20 protein-coding genes are annotated in these 16814 nt (G+C 67.5%); 8 read left to right on the forward strand and 12 right to left on the reverse strand.

Annotated elements, in window-relative coordinates:
- Positions 1-241 precede the first annotated feature (241 nt).
- The 3 genes from F9C12_RS28850 to F9C12_RS28860 are packed head-to-tail and all read right to left on the reverse strand — an operon-like array spanning position 242 to position 2939.
- Complete coding sequence (locus F9C12_RS28850; protein WP_409462443.1) at positions 242-853, reverse strand: LppA family lipoprotein; 612 nt, start codon at positions 851-853, stop codon at positions 242-244.
- The gene (locus F9C12_RS28855) at positions 850-2631 is read right to left on the reverse strand and encodes an alpha/beta hydrolase (protein ID WP_409462444.1); all 1782 of its coding nucleotides are present in this window, start codon (positions 2629-2631) and stop codon (positions 850-852) included. The genes F9C12_RS28850 and F9C12_RS28855 overlap by 4 nt, the downstream gene beginning before the upstream one ends.
- Positions 2631-2939: a hypothetical protein gene (locus tag F9C12_RS28860; protein WP_409462445.1), complete on the reverse strand. Its 309-nt coding sequence runs from the start codon at positions 2937-2939 to the stop codon at positions 2631-2633. The genes F9C12_RS28855 and F9C12_RS28860 overlap by 1 nt, the downstream gene beginning before the upstream one ends.
- Before the next feature lie 250 nt (positions 2940-3189).
- Here F9C12_RS28860 and F9C12_RS28865 point away from each other — a divergent pair, with 250 nt between their 5' ends.
- Genes F9C12_RS28865 through F9C12_RS28880 form a run of 4 tightly spaced genes read left to right on the forward strand, consistent with a single transcriptional unit; the run spans position 3190 to position 4428 of the window.
- Complete coding sequence (locus tag F9C12_RS28865) at positions 3190-3327, forward strand: hypothetical protein (protein ID WP_409462446.1); 138 nt, start codon at positions 3190-3192, stop codon at positions 3325-3327.
- An 11-nt stretch (positions 3328-3338) separates the two neighbouring features.
- Complete coding sequence (locus F9C12_RS28870) at positions 3339-3626, forward strand: hypothetical protein (RefSeq protein WP_409462447.1); 288 nt, start codon at positions 3339-3341, stop codon at positions 3624-3626.
- Positions 3626-4255, forward strand: a complete 630-nt coding sequence (locus F9C12_RS28875; protein ID WP_409462448.1) for a DUF3558 domain-containing protein — start codon at positions 3626-3628, stop codon at positions 4253-4255. The genes F9C12_RS28870 and F9C12_RS28875 overlap by 1 nt, the downstream gene beginning before the upstream one ends.
- Before the next feature lie 2 nt (positions 4256-4257).
- Positions 4258-4428, forward strand: a complete 171-nt coding sequence (locus tag F9C12_RS28880; RefSeq protein ID WP_409462449.1) for a hypothetical protein — start codon at positions 4258-4260, stop codon at positions 4426-4428.
- 230 nt (positions 4429-4658) lie between these two features.
- On the opposite strand, the gene F9C12_RS28885 is transcribed toward F9C12_RS28880, so the two are convergent.
- Positions 4659-6419, reverse strand: coding sequence for a chitinase (locus F9C12_RS28885; protein ID WP_409462450.1), 1761 nt, complete (start codon positions 6417-6419; stop codon positions 4659-4661).
- A gap of 94 nt (positions 6420-6513) precedes the next feature.
- Positions 6514-7071: a hypothetical protein gene (locus F9C12_RS28890; RefSeq protein WP_409462451.1), complete on the reverse strand. Its 558-nt coding sequence runs from the start codon at positions 7069-7071 to the stop codon at positions 6514-6516.
- 218 nt (positions 7072-7289) lie between these two features.
- Between F9C12_RS28890 and F9C12_RS28895 the strand changes: the two genes are divergently transcribed.
- Complete coding sequence (locus tag F9C12_RS28895) at positions 7290-8258, forward strand: LysR family transcriptional regulator (protein ID WP_409462452.1); 969 nt, start codon at positions 7290-7292, stop codon at positions 8256-8258.
- Here the strand turns inward: F9C12_RS28895 and F9C12_RS28900 are convergent.
- From F9C12_RS28900 to F9C12_RS28910, 3 genes are all read right to left on the reverse strand, one after another.
- On the reverse strand, positions 8248-9135 hold the full coding sequence (locus F9C12_RS28900) for a carbohydrate-binding protein (protein ID WP_409462453.1): 888 nt from the start codon (positions 9133-9135) through the stop codon (positions 8248-8250). The genes F9C12_RS28895 and F9C12_RS28900 overlap by 11 nt on opposite strands.
- A 189-nt stretch (positions 9136-9324) precedes the next feature.
- On the reverse strand, positions 9325-9864 hold the full coding sequence (locus tag F9C12_RS28905) for a helix-turn-helix domain-containing protein (RefSeq protein WP_409467093.1): 540 nt from the start codon (positions 9862-9864) through the stop codon (positions 9325-9327).
- A gap of 52 nt (positions 9865-9916) precedes the next feature.
- On the reverse strand, positions 9917-10750 hold the full coding sequence (locus tag F9C12_RS28910; protein WP_409462454.1) for a LysR family transcriptional regulator: 834 nt from the start codon (positions 10748-10750) through the stop codon (positions 9917-9919).
- Positions 10751-10835: 85 nt separating this feature from the next.
- Between F9C12_RS28910 and F9C12_RS28915 the strand changes: the two genes are divergently transcribed.
- Positions 10836-11138: a hypothetical protein gene (locus F9C12_RS28915; protein WP_409462455.1), complete on the forward strand. Its 303-nt coding sequence runs from the start codon at positions 10836-10838 to the stop codon at positions 11136-11138.
- Complete coding sequence (locus F9C12_RS28920) at positions 11135-11866, forward strand: SDR family NAD(P)-dependent oxidoreductase (protein WP_409184923.1); 732 nt, start codon at positions 11135-11137, stop codon at positions 11864-11866. Before F9C12_RS28915 ends, F9C12_RS28920 begins: the two co-directional genes overlap by 4 nt.
- A 3-nt stretch (positions 11867-11869) precedes the next feature.
- Here F9C12_RS28920 and F9C12_RS28925 read toward each other — a convergent pair whose 3' ends face one another.
- From F9C12_RS28925 to F9C12_RS28935, 3 genes are read right to left on the reverse strand one after another with little or no spacing between them, the layout of a single operon-like run.
- Positions 11870-12640: an alpha/beta fold hydrolase gene (locus F9C12_RS28925; RefSeq protein ID WP_409462456.1), complete on the reverse strand. Its 771-nt coding sequence runs from the start codon at positions 12638-12640 to the stop codon at positions 11870-11872.
- Between the two features lie 11 nt (positions 12641-12651).
- Positions 12652-13743, reverse strand: a complete 1092-nt coding sequence (locus tag F9C12_RS28930) for an NADH:flavin oxidoreductase/NADH oxidase (RefSeq protein WP_409462457.1) — start codon at positions 13741-13743, stop codon at positions 12652-12654.
- Between the two features lie 47 nt (positions 13744-13790).
- Positions 13791-14579, reverse strand: coding sequence for an IclR family transcriptional regulator (locus F9C12_RS28935; protein WP_409462458.1), 789 nt, complete (start codon positions 14577-14579; stop codon positions 13791-13793).
- 56 nt (positions 14580-14635) lie between these two features.
- Between F9C12_RS28935 and F9C12_RS28940 the strand changes: the two genes are divergently transcribed.
- Positions 14636-15538, forward strand: a complete 903-nt coding sequence (locus F9C12_RS28940; protein WP_409462459.1) for a polysaccharide deacetylase family protein — start codon at positions 14636-14638, stop codon at positions 15536-15538.
- Here F9C12_RS28940 and F9C12_RS28945 read toward each other — a convergent pair.
- Positions 15492-16685 carry an MFS transporter gene (locus F9C12_RS28945; RefSeq protein ID WP_409462460.1) on the reverse strand — a complete coding sequence of 398 codons (1194 nt, stop codon included), beginning with the start codon at positions 16683-16685 and terminating at the stop codon, positions 15492-15494. The genes F9C12_RS28940 and F9C12_RS28945 overlap by 47 nt on opposite strands.
- Positions 16686-16814: the final 129 nt, after the last annotated feature.

Genomic DNA, 16814 nt, shown 5'->3' on the forward strand with positions numbered 1-16814 from the left:
CTGAAACTGTCGTCGTTGCGTGATCGGCGCGATCTTGGGCGTCATAGTGACCGGTGCGGTCACCACATTGGTGGCTTGGCAGAACCACAAGGGTCTCAAGGAACAGACCAATTGAGGAATTCTTGAAGAAGGCTCCTGTGAACAAGCGGTTTGCCTGTTTTGGTCGTGCTGGAAAGGGTCTCGACTGCGCCGCCGTTCTCGAGCCCGCTCCATCCGGAGCAGTCTTCCCTCCGCTCCCTTGTCAGTACGTCGGCACTGCCGCGGGGGTCCCGCGTTTCTTCCCCTCAGCGGTCAGGTGGCAACCGGTGCGCACTGTGGCGCTTGTGTTGACCGAGCTGCCGAAGGTGACTTCTGAGCCGTCCGGCGCGCGGTAGGTCACGTAGTGATCGGAGGGCTGGTTCTTCACCACGGTGGGACCCGAGTCGAAGCCGTAGCCGCGAAGGATGTCGCTCACTGCCGCCTGGACGGAGTCCCACTGCGGGTCGGGAACTTTGCCTTGTGCGACCCAGCTGGCCAGGCTCTTGACCTCGGCATCGTCCTTTCGGAGGTCGGCGTTCACCGCGGCGAAGTCGTTTCCGCAGGATGCCGAGGTCATGGGGTTCGCCGAGGTCCACTTGAGGCTCGGCACGATTTCGGTGACCTTGGCGCGGATCTTGGCGTACATCTCGTCGTACCGGGCGACGGCCTGATCGATGTCGGGGCGCTTCATCAGCTCGTTGAACTGCTCGGTTTTCTGGTTCACCGTGGTCTCCGGGGGAACGTCCGGTCCGCACGCGCTCAGTCCGAAGGTCAGGCAGAGTGCGGCAGCCAGGGCAAGCGTGCGCTTCATGTGCTGGCAGGTGGCTCTCGTCATCGTGGGGGCGGTGTCGGGTCGGTGCCCGGGGGCGCGGGGACGGGCTCGCCTGGCGCGGGCGGCGCGGCCGGAACGTCCCAGGGTTGCGTGTAGTGCACGGTCAGATCCGGGCGGCCGGCGACGACGCTCGCCATGTTGTATTGGCTGGTGGAGTTGTTGTCCAAGTATTGTCCGTGCTCGTGGGTGGCGTGCAGGGACTGCCCGCTGGCTCCGGTGGCGTCGCCGGTGGAGAGCTGTTCGATGCCGGCGACCGAGCCGCCAGAGATTGCCTGGTAGGGCGAGGTGCCGAAGTTGTGGGCGATGTCCAGGCGTGGCACCGGATCCTGATCCGACCACTCTGAGAACAGGTGCCCTTGCGGCACTTTGAGGTCGTTCGGGGTCTGCATGTCGAGGCCGGGTGATCCGAAGACCACCGCGTCGTGGACCGGGGTCGGTTGCTGGAGGGCGATTCCGGTGGTCAGGCTGCCGTAGGAGTGGCCGAGCGCGGTCAGGTGCAGCGGCTGGTTGTGGATGTCGTGGGACGCGCCAAGACCGTTGAGGAAACCGTCGAGCTTGTGCGCGCCGATCTTCGCCAGGTTGTCACTGCCAACCGACTCGTCGGGGTTCAGCACGTCGGCAGTCTGCAGTGCCTCGTAGCCGATCCAGGTGACCGCGGCGACTCCGCCGTGGTTGCCGTACACATTCGAGATCCCTTGCGACTGTGTGAGCAGGTTCTGCATGTCGTTGTCGTAGCCCTTGAGGCTGCCGTCGACGGTCGAGGTAAAGCCGGACGTGAACACGGCGACGTGTTCGGCGGTGTCCACGTTGCCGACTGCGACCGCGGCCTTGACCCGCTCGCCTGAGGTGTCCAAGGTCAGCAACTGGCGCTCGCCTTTGGCGATCGTCGCGTCGATCGCGTCGAGCGATTTCAGCTTCGCCTTGATCACATCCTCTTTGGCCAGGGCGTCCGACAGCATGCCCGGAGGCGGCCAGGCCATGCCTTTGACCTGGTCGACAAAGGATTTCGCCTCGTCAAGCTGACGCTGGAGGCTGGCTCGTTCAGCGGGCATCCGGGCGATGTTGGCTTGCGACCGGACGCTGCTGGGCAGTCCGTCGAGGTTGCCGAGCCAGTCCGGGTGGTCGCGCAGGAGGATGGCTTGCCCGGCGGGGGACAGGGAGTTCCACCAGCCGGCGTTCTGGCTCGGGCTGCCGTCCTTGGGCGGTTCCAGGAGGGTGAGGCCGGGATCGAGGGCTCCGTCGGCAGCTGCGGCGGTCACGGTGCCCTCATTGCCGGTGCCGAAGTCGCCCTGTTGTGCGCGTTGCAGGACGGCGGCGAGGTCGCGGTCGATGTCGTCGGCGGTGCGCAGTGCTTGGGCGATAGCGTCGCTGACTTCGGCCTTGGCGCGGGCACGATCCTCCGGATGCAGCTCGGGTGGCGCTTTCCCCTCGGGGTAGAGATCGGTGACGCCGCCGTTGTCAGCGATCTGGTAGCCGTACTTGCGGGCGAGTTCTTCAGCTCCGGCGATGGCGTGTTGGACGCCGGTGATGGCGTCGGCGGCCTGCCCGATGGCCTTGCCGACGATGCTGGCTCCGGCGGCCATTTTGTCGATGCGGAACATGAGGTTGCTGTGGGCGGAGCGGGCGTTGTCCGCAGCGGGGCCGGACCAGTCCGCGACCGGGATGACCTTGCCGAAATCATCCCCGGAATGGGTGAGGATTTGAAGCCGTTGCTGGACGGTTTTGAAGATCTCGTCGAGCTGGCCGGTGTTCCAGCGTTTGACGTCGGAAAGGCCGACCATTACTGCGGTCCCCGCATGGTTCCGGCACGATTGACGCCATTGTGCGCGGCCTGGTCGCTGCCCTGGTAGTCGCGAGCGGCGGTGCCGAGGTCGGTGCCGAAGCGTTCGGCATCGGTGCACCAAGCGGTGAAGTCCGACTCCCATGACTGGCTGAAGGACGTGGCCGCCCCGGCTGCTGCGCCGCCGGGCAGTGCGCTGGAGAGCTGCCCGACTGGCTCGGCGCAGTGTGCGCTGCGCAGCACTCCTGCTGCGTCACTCGCGGCCTTGCCTGCGGCTTTCAGTTCTTCAGGAACCGTGCGGAACCCCATCTGCGTCCCCTCCCGTAGTCGCTCCATCACGGTACGGGACCAGTTGGTTCGTCTCAACGATCGCGGGCGTGATCGAGAGGATCTACTCGGCCACCGAGAGTAAAACTACTCGGCTGCTTTCTGGAGGAATGCATTTCTATCGGACACTCGGTGATCTGCAGCGTTCCCGGGACACACAGTTGCGTGTTGCATATCATCGGTTCGGCTTAGTGAAGCTATAGGCGAGGCTAGCCGCCAGGGGAGGATGCAGATGGCTGAGCAGGCGACACCACTAGGCGATACCGGCATGATCGGCGCGCTCACCGGGGCGAGCTTTTCGTCGCCGACGGCCCGTCCGGAGGCGGTGGTGGCGCGTCTGGCGGAGGCAGTGCTCCTGGCTTCTACCTGAGCAAGGACGCCATGATCGCCGAACTCGCGAACCTCCAGAACTTGCGGACGCGCATCGATTCTCAAATCGAAAAAGCCGTCCCGATGTGGAGCATCGTGCCGCCCGGGAAAGACCCGGCTTCGCTGCGGAACACCGACGCCAGCAACAACTCGGGGAACTACTACCGCGGCCACCTGATGCGGCAAAGCGCCTACCTCGGCTCCGTCATTCAGAAGATGAAAGACGCCCTTGGCATCCATGACGCGCATGACCAGCAAGCAGGCAAGGACATCACCAAACAGGGCGAAGGACACTTCTGATGCGTTCGACCGGCTTCCGGATTTCGTTGCTGGCGTTGGCGCTTAGTGCCGGACTGGTGGCGTGCAGCGGAAGCGGCGGGAAAGCCGACCCTCCGAGGCAGTCGCTGCCCAGTTCCGGTTCCTCAAGCAGCGATGCACAACAGCCTTCTTCGGGAGCCCCGAAGATCGCGAACCCGCTGCCCGCATCGATCGTCCAGGGCGATCCCTGCAAGGTGCTTACGGATGCGCAGGTGAAAACCCTGTTCTCTGGTGCGTCGCCTGCGGTGCAACCGTCCGAGGACACTGGCGTCGCCAAGCAATGCCGCTGGTCCAATCCGAGCCGGGGTTCGGGCATCGGCGTGCAGCTCGTGTACGCGTGGAAGGACGGCCTCGGCCACGTCTACGCGAAGAAAAACGAGGGATTCTTCAAAGAGCTGACTCCTGTCCAGGGCTACCCGGTTGTCGCCTACGGGCCGAGCGACGACCGCTCGACCGGCCGGTGCAGCGTCGCCGTCGGCATCGCAGACGACGCCGCATTCGAGATCGACGTGAAGCTGGCCAATGACCAAGTCGGATCGTCGGCCGATCCCTGTCAGGACGCCCAGCACGTCGCCGGCCTCGCCGTCACCACGCTGAAGGGCGGTGCGTGACGATGAGCTTCATCGCGGACAGGTTCAACGAGTTCCTGAAGCAGATGCAGGCCGAAGGGAAAATCATCCTTCCGGGCGAGCTTGTGCGGCGAGTGAAGGCTGGGCCTGGGCCGGACAGTCTCGGGCAGGCGCAGTACGCCGCTGCGAAGCACCTGGTCAGGGCAGAGCGGTGACGCGGCACGGGGATCGTTGAAGCCGTTGGCGGACGTGGCGACGTCGGCGTCGCTGGCGTTGCACGACAGTCAGAACACCCTCGCCGACCAAGGGCATGCGTTCACCTCGACCCGGGATTCGCTGCAGGACGCAACGGCCTTATTCGCCAAGGCGCTTGAACGCGTCTCGATGGGCGGACGCCACAGGGATTTCGGAACAGACAGTTTTCGACGGCCCTATAGGTGACCGCTCATCCGAGCCCGTCCAAGAACGGCCGATGAGCGTTCTGAAACTCCCACTTGTAATACCGATCCCAGTTAACCGACCAAGTCATCAACCCCCGCAGCGCAGGCGACGGCCCGCCCCGCAACGTATACGAGCCGCAGCCGGTTCCGTGGGCCAGGCACGTCACTGCGGTTTGGACTTCAGGCGGGGAGACGTAGCCGTTTCCTGCGCTGACTGCTGCGGGCAGGCCGACCGCGATCTGGTCTTCCCTCAGGCCGGGGAAGGTCTGGCCGGTGTTCGCGACCTTGAAGCCGGACTTCAGCATGTCGGTCATCGCGATCAGGAAGTCCGCGCCGCCCATCGTGTGGTACTGGTTGTCCAGGCCCATCACTGGGCCCGAGTTGTAGTCCTGGACGTGCAGCACCGTGAGCGAGTCTCGCAGGGCGTAGATCACCGGCAGGTAGGCGCCGGTTCGGCTGTCGCCGCCGCCGGAGCCGCCGTAGAACTGGTAGCCCACCTGGACGAAGAACGTTTCCGGGGCCATCGTCAGCACGAACTTGGCTCCGTAGCGGGCTTTCAAAGTCTTCAACGCGGAGATCAGGTTGACGATCACCGGCGTGGTCGGGTTGTGGAAGTCCGTGTCGCCCGAGTCCAGGGACAGGGACTGGCTTTCGAAGTCGACGTCCAGGCCGTCCAGGCCGTATTTGTCGATGATCGCTGCGACGGAGTTGACGAAGTTGTCTCGGGCGGCGGTGGTCGTGAGGCGGACTTCGCCGTTTTGGCCGCCGATGGAGATCAGGACCTTCTTGCCCTGCGCCTGCTTCGCGCGGATGGCGGCGATGAAGTCGGCGTCGCTTTCCACGCCGGGGCATTCGGTGGCTGAGCAGCGGTTGAAGCGGACGTCGCCGGAAGTGACCGAGGTCGGCTCGGCGAAGGCCAGGTCGATGATGTCCCACGCGTTGGGGACGTCGGCGAGTTTCAGATAACCCGAGCCGTTCGCGAAGCTTGCGTGGACGTAGCCGATCAGTGCGTGTTTTGGCAGGCCGGCGCTGGTACAGCCGCTGGTGGTCGCGGAAACCGCGGGTGTGCGGGCGGATTCGGCTTTGTCGTTGTAGGCGGTGACGGAATAGCTGTGCGAACTGCAGGCGGTGAGGCCGGAAAGCGTCGTGGACGTTCCGGGGACGGTGGCGCGCAGGGTGTTGTCTTCGTAGACGCGGTAGCCGGTCACGGTGCCTGTGGCGGCACCCCAGGCGAGGGCGATCGACGTGTCGGTCACGGTGCCGACGGTCGGGGTACCGGGGACGCCGGGCGCGCCGGGGGTGTCGCCGCCGGGGCCGTCGAGGACTATGTCGTCCGTGTAGTACGTGCCTGCGCCGTACCAGCCGTGCAGGTACAGCTCCGCGGACGTCTGGTTCGCGGTGGTGGTGAAGGACAGCGAAAGCTGGCTGTACGCGGAGGCGTTAGTCCAAGTGGAGGAGCCGCCGGTGACGCCGAGGTACACCGGTGCGCCTTGGACCCAGGCGGAAACCGAGTAGGTCGTGTTGGGCCGCACGGGCACCGTTTGGGAGCATCTGCCGAGGTCGGCCGCGCCGGGGGTGACGGCCAATGCGTAGGTACCCGAGTGCACTGGCGTCTTCACGGCGGAGCCCGCGGGGCAGGTCCAGCCGGAGGTCGAACCCGCTTCGAAACCGGGGTTGGCGAGCAGGTTCGCCGCTTGTGCTGGCCCGCCGACGACAAGTCCGGCTGCGGCCAGCAGGAGCACGACGAGGAAACGAGCACGCTTCATTGCGTTCCTCCGGTCCGGTGCGACCCCCTGACCGTTTATTGTCTAGACCAATTGGCCAGTTGTCCAGACCTGTCTGCCCGACGAAAGTCGGCTGTCACGCGTTCATGTCGAAGCCCTGGACGTACCAGGCCCCCTCGTGCTTGCGCACCTTGAACGCGAGGCTGAACGAACTCGTGTTCCCGGTGGCTCCGATGAGTTCGAGGCTGTGCAGGGTGCGGCCGTCGAGCTTGACCGCGGTGTCGGGCACGGTGACCTCGTCGCCAGTCGCGCTGACCTGGTCCACGGTGACTTTCCCCCGCGGCGGCAGGGCGACGCCGGGCTTGGCCCAGGCCTCGTGCAGCGACTCGGCGGATTTGCGGGCCGCGGGGCTCTTGCACAGCGTCTTGGCGTCCTTGCCGGGCGGCATCGCGGGAGCGCTGGACAGGCAGGCTTCCTCGTACTGCTCTCGCAGGATCTGAGTGACCCAGCGTTCGACCGCGATCTGGTAGGTCGAGGCACCGGAAGCGGTCTCGGCCGCGGACGGCTGGGGAGCGCTGCTCGGCGGCGCGGCGGCCGGTCCGGGCGAACCGGCCACGTCGGTCGAGCCGCATGCGGCCAGGCTGAGCAGAATCGCCGGTGCGGCGAGCCAGGTCGCGGTTGTCCTTGCCGTCACGAAAGTTCCCCTTGAATGAGTTGGCGGTGAGGCCACAGAGCGTCCTGGGTTTGCCGGGGAGGGGCAATCGAATCCGGCAAGGGGTGCCTCATCGGGCAGAGCTGCTGGCCCGGAAATCGGGACGGGCCGGTTAGTGACCGAGTACCGACTCGCGTCGGTAATTCCTCACGATCTTCGGCGTTACAGTGACCAGGCGAGGGGTTGCGTCCGGAGGAGTCATGGAGCTGGAACTGCGCCACCTGCGCGCGGTCGTGGCCATCGCCGACGCGCACAGTCTCGTTCGCGCGGCCAAAATGCTGCACGTTTCCCAGCCGGCGTTGTCCGGGTTGCTGCGGCGCGTCGAAAGGTCGGTCGGCGGGAGTTTGTTCGCGCGCTCGCCGACGGGGTGCGTGCCGACGGCCCTTGGCGAGGACGTCGTCGCGGACGCGCGGGCGGTGCTGGCTGGGATGTCGGCGCTGACCGAGCGGGCTGGTGCGCGGCGGGAGACGGCGGGGGCGGTGCGGATCGGCGGGTACAGCGGGTTCTTGCATCTCGCGTTGGCGAGGTGGTTGCGGGAGCAGCCGTGGTGTCCCGCGGTTCGGGTGTATGAGGAGCAGGACGAGGCGCGGACGTTGGCGGCGCTCGCGGACGGCGAGCTTGACCTCGCGCTCGTTTACCTCGCGCCGCTTCCGGACCGGATCGTTCCGGACGGCGTCGAGAGCGTCGTGGTACAGGCGCGGGAGCCGGTTTTCGTGATCCTGGCTGAGGATCATCCGCTGGCCTCGAGCGGGGAAATCCCGCTGGAGGAGCTTGCCGCGTATCCGTGGGCGGACGATCCGCCGTGGACGACCCGGTGGTCGGCGTATCTGCAGGAGGTCTGCCAGCAGCGCGGGGTCGTGCTGGATCAGCCGCATCGGCCGCAGTGCCTGGCTACCTTGCTGGACCTGGTGCGCGCGGGCATGGCGATCGCGCCGGCGTTGGCGACCCGGGAGGACCGGCGGGACGGGATCGTGGTGCGGGCGATCGAGGGCGCGCCGTTGTGGCAGGAGCTGCGGTTGTGCTACCGGCCGGGCACTGCGGTCGCGGACCGGGCGGGCGAGATATCTCAGCGGGTGGCCCGTGATTACGCCAACCGGCAGGGGTGCAGTGCCGCGTTTGACCGCTGGTGGCACGCACTCCTGCCGGCCGGGGCCGGGCCTAGACGGTGACGCGCCAGTTGCTGTTCGGCGTCGGCACCTCGAATTGCAGGGACGAGCAGCTGTAATCGCTGGGGTTCGGGTTGGCCGTCGGCTGCAACGGCGAGTTCGACTCGGTCGCGGGCGTCCACTGGCCGCCGATGCGCAGCTGCAGCTGGCTGGATTCGAACACCTTGCCCTTGGCGTCCGAGCAGTAGTAAGCCTGTCCGGTCGACGGGTCGACGGTCGAGTACAGCTCGAAGATGTCCCAGCCCTCGTTGAGGGTGCTCTGGTCGCTGCCGCTTTGCGTGAACAGGTCGTCCCACTTGCCGGTCTTCACGTTGTAGAGCGAGGCGGTCCAGCTGTTGCTGCCCGCGTCGGTCTGGACTTCCTGCACGGTGAAAGCCGGATGTCCGTCCACTGTGGACGTATAGGTGGAGAGGAACGAGCTGTCCAGCTGGACGACCTTCGCGGGTCCGATCGTCCCGCACCAGTCCCAGGCCCAGACCTGACCGCCCTGGCCGAGTCCGTACGCGGTGACGACCTCGATGCAGGAATGGCCGGTGGGCTTGACCGTCGGGGCGTAGACGACGTCCGCGCTGTTCGAGAGGCGGAGGTCGGGGACGACACTGTGCGTCACGAGAATTCCGTCCGCCCCGCTGGACAATTGCGGTTCGGGGCCCCAGAAGGTGTGCTGTTGCGCGTCGAGCCGCGGCTTGCCGCTGCGGCCGGCTTTCTCTCGGCGCAGCTGAAGGAACTTGTCCGCCGCGGCCCCGGCGGCGGCTTTCGCGGCGGCGCCGGTCAGCCCGGGCACCACCCCGCTGTCCGGGGCCGCGGACACCGGCGGGCTGCCGGCGACGACGGCCGCGGCCGCCAGGGCGGAAGTGAGCAGGGCGAAGAGTTTCCGCATCGGTGCATCTCCTCGTCGTAGGCGAAGGAAACGCGCGGAGGGAAAAGGGGGTCCGTCCGCGGGACCCGGATGTTAAGTCGGAATTTTTGCGGTCAGGCACCGACTTTCGACGGTGTGTTCCACTCAGTGCAGGTCAGCGCGGGCATAGGTTTTCCCGCGCGCGCAGTGTTATGCCGCCAAGCGGAGCAATCAGCGGGTCCTGGCCCGGACGCGGAGCCGTTCTCCCTGCCTGCCGAACAGGCTGAGGATTTCGACCGGCCCCTCGCCGGTGCTGCCGAACCAATGCGGGATCCGGGTGTCGAATTCGGCGACCTCGCCCGCTTTCAGGACGACGTCGTGCTCGCCGAGCACCAGCCTGCCCTTGCCGCTGAGCACGCAGAACCATTCGTGCCCGGGGTGCGTGCGCGGCGCGGGCACGCAACGGGCGGCGTCGAAGATCATCTTGAGCGACTGCAGCCGGCCGGGCTGGTTGGTAAGCGGCACGACAGTCCGGTCGCTGCGCGTGACCGGCTGCAGCGGGGCGGTGCCGACCAGTTCGTCCAGCGGGATCCGGTGCGCGCGGGCGATCGGCAGCAGCAGTTCGAGGGTGGCCTTGCGCTGGCCGGATTCGAGGCGGGAGAGGGTGCTGATGGAGATGCCGGTCGCGTCCGAGAGTTCTTCCAGGGTGCGGTTGCGTTGCCGCCGGAGCTGTCGCAGGCGGGGGCCGATCGCGGTGATGATGTCCTCCACGCAGGCCAGCATGACACTGTCGCTGCTGGCGGTCTTCAACCGCACCGGGGCTTCAGCGGACCGCGGCCAGCGCGGCGTTGACGAACGAAGCCACCTGCGGCCGCCGGTCCTGCTCGTTCCAGGCGAGCACCAGCTGACTGGGCGGAGCGTCCTTGAGCGGCACGCAGACGACGCCCGGCGGGACCTGGTCGACCAGCGACCGCGGCAGTACGCCAATCATCCGCTCCAGCGAGACGAGCTGCAGCAGCTGGACCACGTCGGCCACCTTCGGCCCCGTTCCTTCGACCCCGGGGACGCCCTTCCACGAGGGCAGCGTCTCTCCGTCCAAATCGGACAGTCGAACGGACGGGCGCTGGGCGAGCCGGTGCGTGGCGGGCAGGATGGCGACCCGGTCCTCGGCGTGCAGGGTCTCGCAGGCGAGCCCGGTCAAGTCGTCGAACGGGACGAACAGGAGCCCGACGTCCGCGCGGCCGCTGAGGAGGAAGTCGGAGCGGTCGGCCGGGCCGCTGAACAGGATGTCGACCTGGTGGGCGCCGGGATCGCGGGAGTACTCGGCGAGGATTCCGGACAGCAGCCCGGCGTCCCCGCCCGGTTTGAGCACCAGCCGCAGGTGCCTCTCGCCGGCGCGGCGGGCATTGCGGGCGGCGGCGCTGACCGCGTTGAGCGCGTGCCGTCCGTGTTCCTGCAGCGCCTCGCCGGCCGCGGTCAGTTCCACGTGGCGGCTCGAGCGCGTGAACAGTTGCACGCCGAGCCGGGTTTCGATGCGCTGGATGGCCTTCGACAGCGCGGGCTGGGCGATCGACAACCGCACGGCGGCGCGGCCGAAGTGCAGCTCGTCGGCGACCGCCAGGAAGTACTCGAGTTCGCGCGTCTCCAGTTCAGCCATGCCTTCAGGTTATCGCCGAATAGCGAACCGGTCTTGGACGAGTTCCCCTCCCGAGAGCAAAACTTGAAGCATGATCATGCATACGATGATTGTTTCGTTCGACCAGCCGCTCCCCGACGCCGAGCTGGATCAGTACCTCAGCGATATCAAACAGGCGATGCTCGCGAGCGGGCTCGCCGAGTCGGTCGAGGCCCGGCGGCACCTGCCGATCCCTGGCGAGGACGCCATCCCGGCGCTCATCGCGACGGCGATCGTGCAGGTCACCGTCGCCGACCTCGACACGCTGGCCAAGAGCTTCGCCGCGCCCGAACTGCACGAGGTGATCGACCGCTGGAAGGCGCGGCATTCGTACCGGGTGGCCTGGGCGAACCACGAGTCGCTGTCGTGAGCGGGCGAAGCGGGCTGGTCACCGGGGCGGGCAGCGGGATCGGCCGCGCGGCGGCGATCGAGTTCGCGCGCACCGGGGCCGCGGTGGCCGTGCTGGACCTCGACGAGGCCGCGGCGGCCGAGACCGTCGGGCTGATCAAGACGAACGGCGGCGAGGCGCTGGCCGTTCAGGCCGACATCTCCGCCGAGCCTTCGGTGCGGGCCGCGATCGAGCAGGCGGTCGAGGCATACGGCGGGCTCGACTTCGCGGTCAACAACGCCGGAGTGTCGTCTCGCAACCGCATCGACCAGCTGACGCTCGCCGAATTCGAGCGCATCGTGCGGGTGAACCTGTCCGGGACCTTCCTCTGCATGAAGTACGAACTGCCGCATCTGAAGGGCGGCGCGATCGTGAACGTCGCCTCCAACGGCGGGTTGTCTGCGATCCCGAACGCGCCGGCTTACGTCGCGGCGAAACACGGGATTGTCGGCCTGACCAAGGTCGCGGCGGTGGACTACGCGGCGGACGGCATCCGCGTCAACGCGGTGTGCCCCGGGCCGACGCGGACGCCTGGGTTCGACACCTGGGCTGACGACCCCGCCACGATCGCCCGGCAGGAGGCGATCACTCCGCTCGGCAGGCTGGCCACGCCGGAAGAGGCCGCCGCGGCCGTGGTCTGGCTTTGTTCGGACGCCGCATCGTATGTCACCGGGACCACGCTGTCGGTCGACGGCGGACGGCGGGCGTAGTTCCTAGAGTTCGCCAGCCAGGAGCTTGGCGGTTTCGGCGGGGGATTCGACCGGGAAGTGGTGGCTGCCGAGGTCGACCAGCTCGATCCGGAACCGGTCGCCGTAGCGGTCGATCGCCTCCTGGGTGATGATCGAGCGCACGGCGAACAGCACGATCGGCTGGGCGACTTCGCGCAGCGCCGCGTCCATGTCCCAGCGTGCGAGGCCTTCGAGTGCGAGCAGACCGCCGGGTTGGCGTACGGAAGCCATCTTCCTGATATACGAGTCCACTAAGGACGGATCGGTGCCTTCCGGTGAACCGGCCTCGACCATCCCGCGCATCGCCCCGGTGAAGTCCTCCCGGAACGGTTGCAGCAATGCCTGGACGTCCTCCTCGCTCTGCGCGGGGAACAAGCTCAGGTAGTGCAACGCGTCGAGCGCGATCACCTGGGTGACCGTGTCCGGAAGCTGCCGGGCGGTCTCGACCGCGACCGCTCCGCCGAGCGAATGCCCGGCTACGACAGCGGAATCGACCGACTCGGCGGCCAGTACGGCGGCCACGTCGCGGGCGAATTCCTCGATGGTCCAGGTGTCGCGGTCCGACCGGGAGTCGCCGTGCTCGGCGAGGTCGACGGCCAGCACGCGGACCTCCGGCGGGAGATGCTTGACGATCGGGTCGAAGTCGCCGCGGTCGCAGCCCCAGCCGTGGATGAGCGTCAGCGCGGTTCCGGTAGCGGGACCGGTTGCGGTGTAATGGATTCTCGTACCGTCTGGACGATGGATCTCGCGATTCATGGGGCAGTTCCTCAGAAAGCGCGGTGGTAGCGGACGGGCCAGGCGTCTTTGGGCTGGTTTCGCAAGGCGAGGTACGGATCGCGCAGCAGCGAGCGGCCCATCAGGACGGCGTCGGCCTTGCCCCAGCGGATGATCTGGCCCGCCGCCGCAAGATCGGTGATCTGGCCGACCGGCGCGACGGCCAGCCCGGACGCCTCCTTGAGCGCGGCGGCGAATTCGACGTTCACGCCTTCCCGGTTCGGCGGCCGCGCACCGCGATCGCGCACGAGCACGCCGGACGTGACGTCGAGGAGATCGATCCCGGCGGCGGCCAGTTCCTTGGCGAACTCCGCGGCGTCTTCGAGCGTGATGCTGTCCTCGACCCAGTCGGTGGCGGTGATGCGGACGAACACCGGCTTGTCCTCAGGGAACGCCTCCCGTACCGCGCGGGCCACGCGCAGCGGGAAGCGCATCCGGTTCCGCGGGCTTCCGCCGTACTCGTCGGTGCGGTGGTTGGACAGCGGGGACAGGAACTGGTGCAGCAGATAACCGTGCGAGGCATGGATTTCGACTGCCTGGTAACCGGCCAGCTCGGCCATCCGGGTCGCGTGCGCGAACTCCTCGACGATTCGGTCCAGATCGGCCGCGGTGGCCGGACGCGGCATCGCCAGGTCGCCGAACGGGATCGCCGACGGCGCGATCAGTTCCCAACCGCCGTCGGCGACCGGCACCGGACTGTTCTGCCCGTCGCCGACCCACGGAACCTGGTGCGATCCCTTGCGGCCGACGGCGTTCAGTTGCACCGCGGGCACCGCGCCGTGACCGGTGAGGAACGACGTCAGTTTCCGGTGCGCGAGCGCCTGTTCCTCGTTCCACAGCCCGAGGTCAGCCGCGGTGCACCGGTTGTCCGGGCTGATCGCGGTGGCCTCGACCAGGACCAGTCCGACGCCGCCGATCGCGCGCGGGCCGTAGTGCGCCAGATGCCATTCGGTCGGCAGGCCGTCCGCGCCGGCCGCGTACTGCGCCATCGGGGACATCCAGACGCGGTTGCGGAAAGTGACACCGCGCAACCGAAACGGGGTCGCCTCCGGGAACTCCGCGCGGGACGCGCTGAACTCATTCATGCCGCCATACGGTACGCCTCATTTCGCAATGCGGCACGCGAGGTGAGTCAGTTGTCCGCGAGCAGGCGGCTGACCTCGGCCGCTGCCGCCACGACCAGCGGTGCGAACGTCTTCTCTTGCGCGCGGGTATAGCGCGTGTCGGGAACGGCGAGGGTGATCGCCGCCACTGGCCGTCCGGCCGAGTCGGTGATGGCCGCGCCGATTGAGGACACCTGCGGGCGGAACCACGACGACGACCCGTTGAGCGCGTATCCGCGCTTCGCGGTCTGGGCGATGTCACGGCGGAGCGCGGTGAAATCCGGAGGCTGGGCGAAGCCGGGAAGTTCATGCGTGAACAGCTCCTCGACCTCGGATTCGCCGAGCAGCGCCAGGATCGCCGTGCCGCCGGACGTGGCGAGCAACGGCACCCGCGTACCGACGTCGAGCACGACCCGCACGATCTGGTCGGTGTCCTGGCTGGCGACGACGACGAGGTCGTCGCCGTCGCGTTCGGCCAGCATGACCGTCTCGTTCGTCTCGGCGGCGAGCCGTTTGACGACCGGTTCGGCGACCTCCTTGAGGTCCGGCTTCCCGCAGTCGCGCAGGCCGAGCGCCAGCACCCGCGGCGCGACGCCCCACCGAGCGTGTTCGGGGTCCACGACCTTCAGCCAGCCCGCCTGTTGAAGCGTGATCAGGCCGCGTTGCACGGTGCTCTTCGGGATCTCCGTGCAGCGGGCCAGCTCGGATACTCCGATCGGCTGGCGCTGGGCGACTTCCTCGAAGACGCGCAGTGTGCTGAGCACGCTGTTCATCGACCGGACCCCGCTGGCCGGCTTGTCGGCCTCTTCGTCGTGCATGTGCCTCATCGTGGCACAGCGATACGATGAAGCCTCGCGTCGCAGGGGAGGACCGCATGACCGAACCGTGGCAGTGGAGCGAGCGAACCTGGCGGGACCACGTCGGCCGCGTGCGGGCCGGGCGGCCGTTGCGACCGGCATCGTGGCCGGGCGGGGCGCGGGTCGCCGTGGCGTTGTCGTTCGATTCCGACCACGAGACGATCTCCCTGCGCGACGGTCAGGTGCTGCCGGGCAAGCTCTCGCAAGGCGAGTACGGCTCGCGGGTCGGCGTGCCGCGGGTGTTGAAGCTGCTTGAGCGGTTCGGGGCGCCGGCGACCTTCTTCGTGCCCGCGGTGTCGGCCTTGCTGCACGACGGCGAGGCTCAGTCCTATGTGGACGCCGGGCACGAGGTCGCGTTGCACGGCTGGATCCACGAAAGCAACGCGCAACTGCCGCCGTCGGCGGAACGCGACCTCACCTTCCGGGCCGCGGACACGCTGGAACGGCTCACCGGCACGCGTCCGGTCGGCATTCGCACCCCGTCGTGGGACTTTTCCGAAAACACTCTCTCGATCATTCGCGAACTGGGCCTGACCTACGATTCCTCGTTGATGGCGGACAACGACTGCTACGAGATCCTTGCCGACGGCGAACCGACTGGCATTGTCGAGCTTCCGGTGGAATGGATCCGCGACGACGCGCCGTATTTCACGATGAATCGGTTCGGCTCGCAGCGTCCGTACACCCCGCCGCGGGAAGTGCTGCCGATCTGGCGCGACGAGTTCGCCCTCGCCCTGGCCGAAGGCGGCCTCTTCCAGCTCACCATGCATCCGCACCTCATCGGACATCGTTCCCGCATCACGATTCTCGCTGAGTTGCTGGAACATCTCGCTTCGCACGACAGGGTTTGGTTCGCTACGCACGCCCAAGTGGTCAACTATGTTTCCGGGCGGGCCGCCAGTGAACCGCCGCCACGATAACGCCGACGACCGCGGCTAACGCGCCAGACAGGACGAACGTCGTCCCCATTCCGACGGCATCGATCACCGGCTGTGCGATCAGCGGCGACGAGAACTGCCCGAGGAACAACGCGGACGTCAGCAATCCCAGCGACCTGGTCCGCGCGCCCGGGGACGCCGTCGAAACCAGCCATCCGTTGACGGTCGGATTCTGCAGCCCGATGCCGAGGCCGACCACGACCATGCCCAGCGCGGCTGTCCACAATGCACCGGCGGTGCCGAGCACGACCAGCCCGACGGTGAACGCGGCGAACATCGCGATGGCCAGCGCCGGGAAGGACCAGCGGGCACGCAGGCGGCGGAAGTTCAGTCCCACCAAGGTCATCACCAGATTGACCGCGGCGATCAAGGCTCCTGCGACAGCCGGTCCCGCGCCGCCGACTTCGGCCAGCCAGAACGGAGCCTGCGTCGGAACGGTGTAGAAGACCACGACGCCGATGAAGATCAGCGCGTACAGCCCGAGCAACCGCGGCTGCCATGGCGACGCGGCCGTGCTGGTGTCCGTCGGATCGGCTGGCTGAACTGGTGCTTCCGGCACGAACCGCAGCACGAGCGCCAGCATCGGAATCGCCAGCAGGTAAACCGCGAACGGCCCCCGCCAGTCCAGCGCGGCCAGCAAACCGCCGAGCAGCAGTGCGACGACGCCGCCGAAACCCATTGCCGCGCCTTGCAAGCCGAGCACTCGGCCGTGTTCCTCGGGGGCATGATGGTCGGCGATCAACGCCGTCGACGTGGTCATCACCCCGGCGATGCCGATCCCGAGCACCGCCCGTCCGACGAGCAGCGCGGGGAGCGAATCCAGCAACAGGCCGGACCCGCCGCCGACGGTGTAGAGGACGAGGCAGGCGAGCAGCACCGGCACGCGCCCGGTCCGTCCGCTCAGCTTGGCCAGCAACGGCGCGGACACCATGATCGCCAACCCCGGCAAGGTGAGCACCAGCCGGACGAGAAGCTCCGCGTGCGGTTCCGCGGCGAAGTGCCGTTGCATGCCCGGCAGCGCGGGCGTGATGGTGGCGCTGGCCATGATGGTCATGGTGCTGACGCCGAGCAGCGTCGCCAGCAGGGATCTCGGTGGGCGCCGTACTCCGGCGGCAGTCGTTTCGGTCACGACGCCGAAGGTTAAACTTAAACTTAACTCTAAGTCAAGGTCGCGACCGCGGTGGCTGATCCCGCGGTTCGCCGACCGGGCGATCCGCCCCGGGGTATGCCTAGCCCTACCTCCGAGACTAGAGGCAAA

The organism is Amycolatopsis sp. GA6-003, from assembly GCF_046267895.1.
Taxonomy (GTDB): Bacteria; Actinomycetota; Actinomycetes; order Mycobacteriales; family Pseudonocardiaceae; genus Amycolatopsis.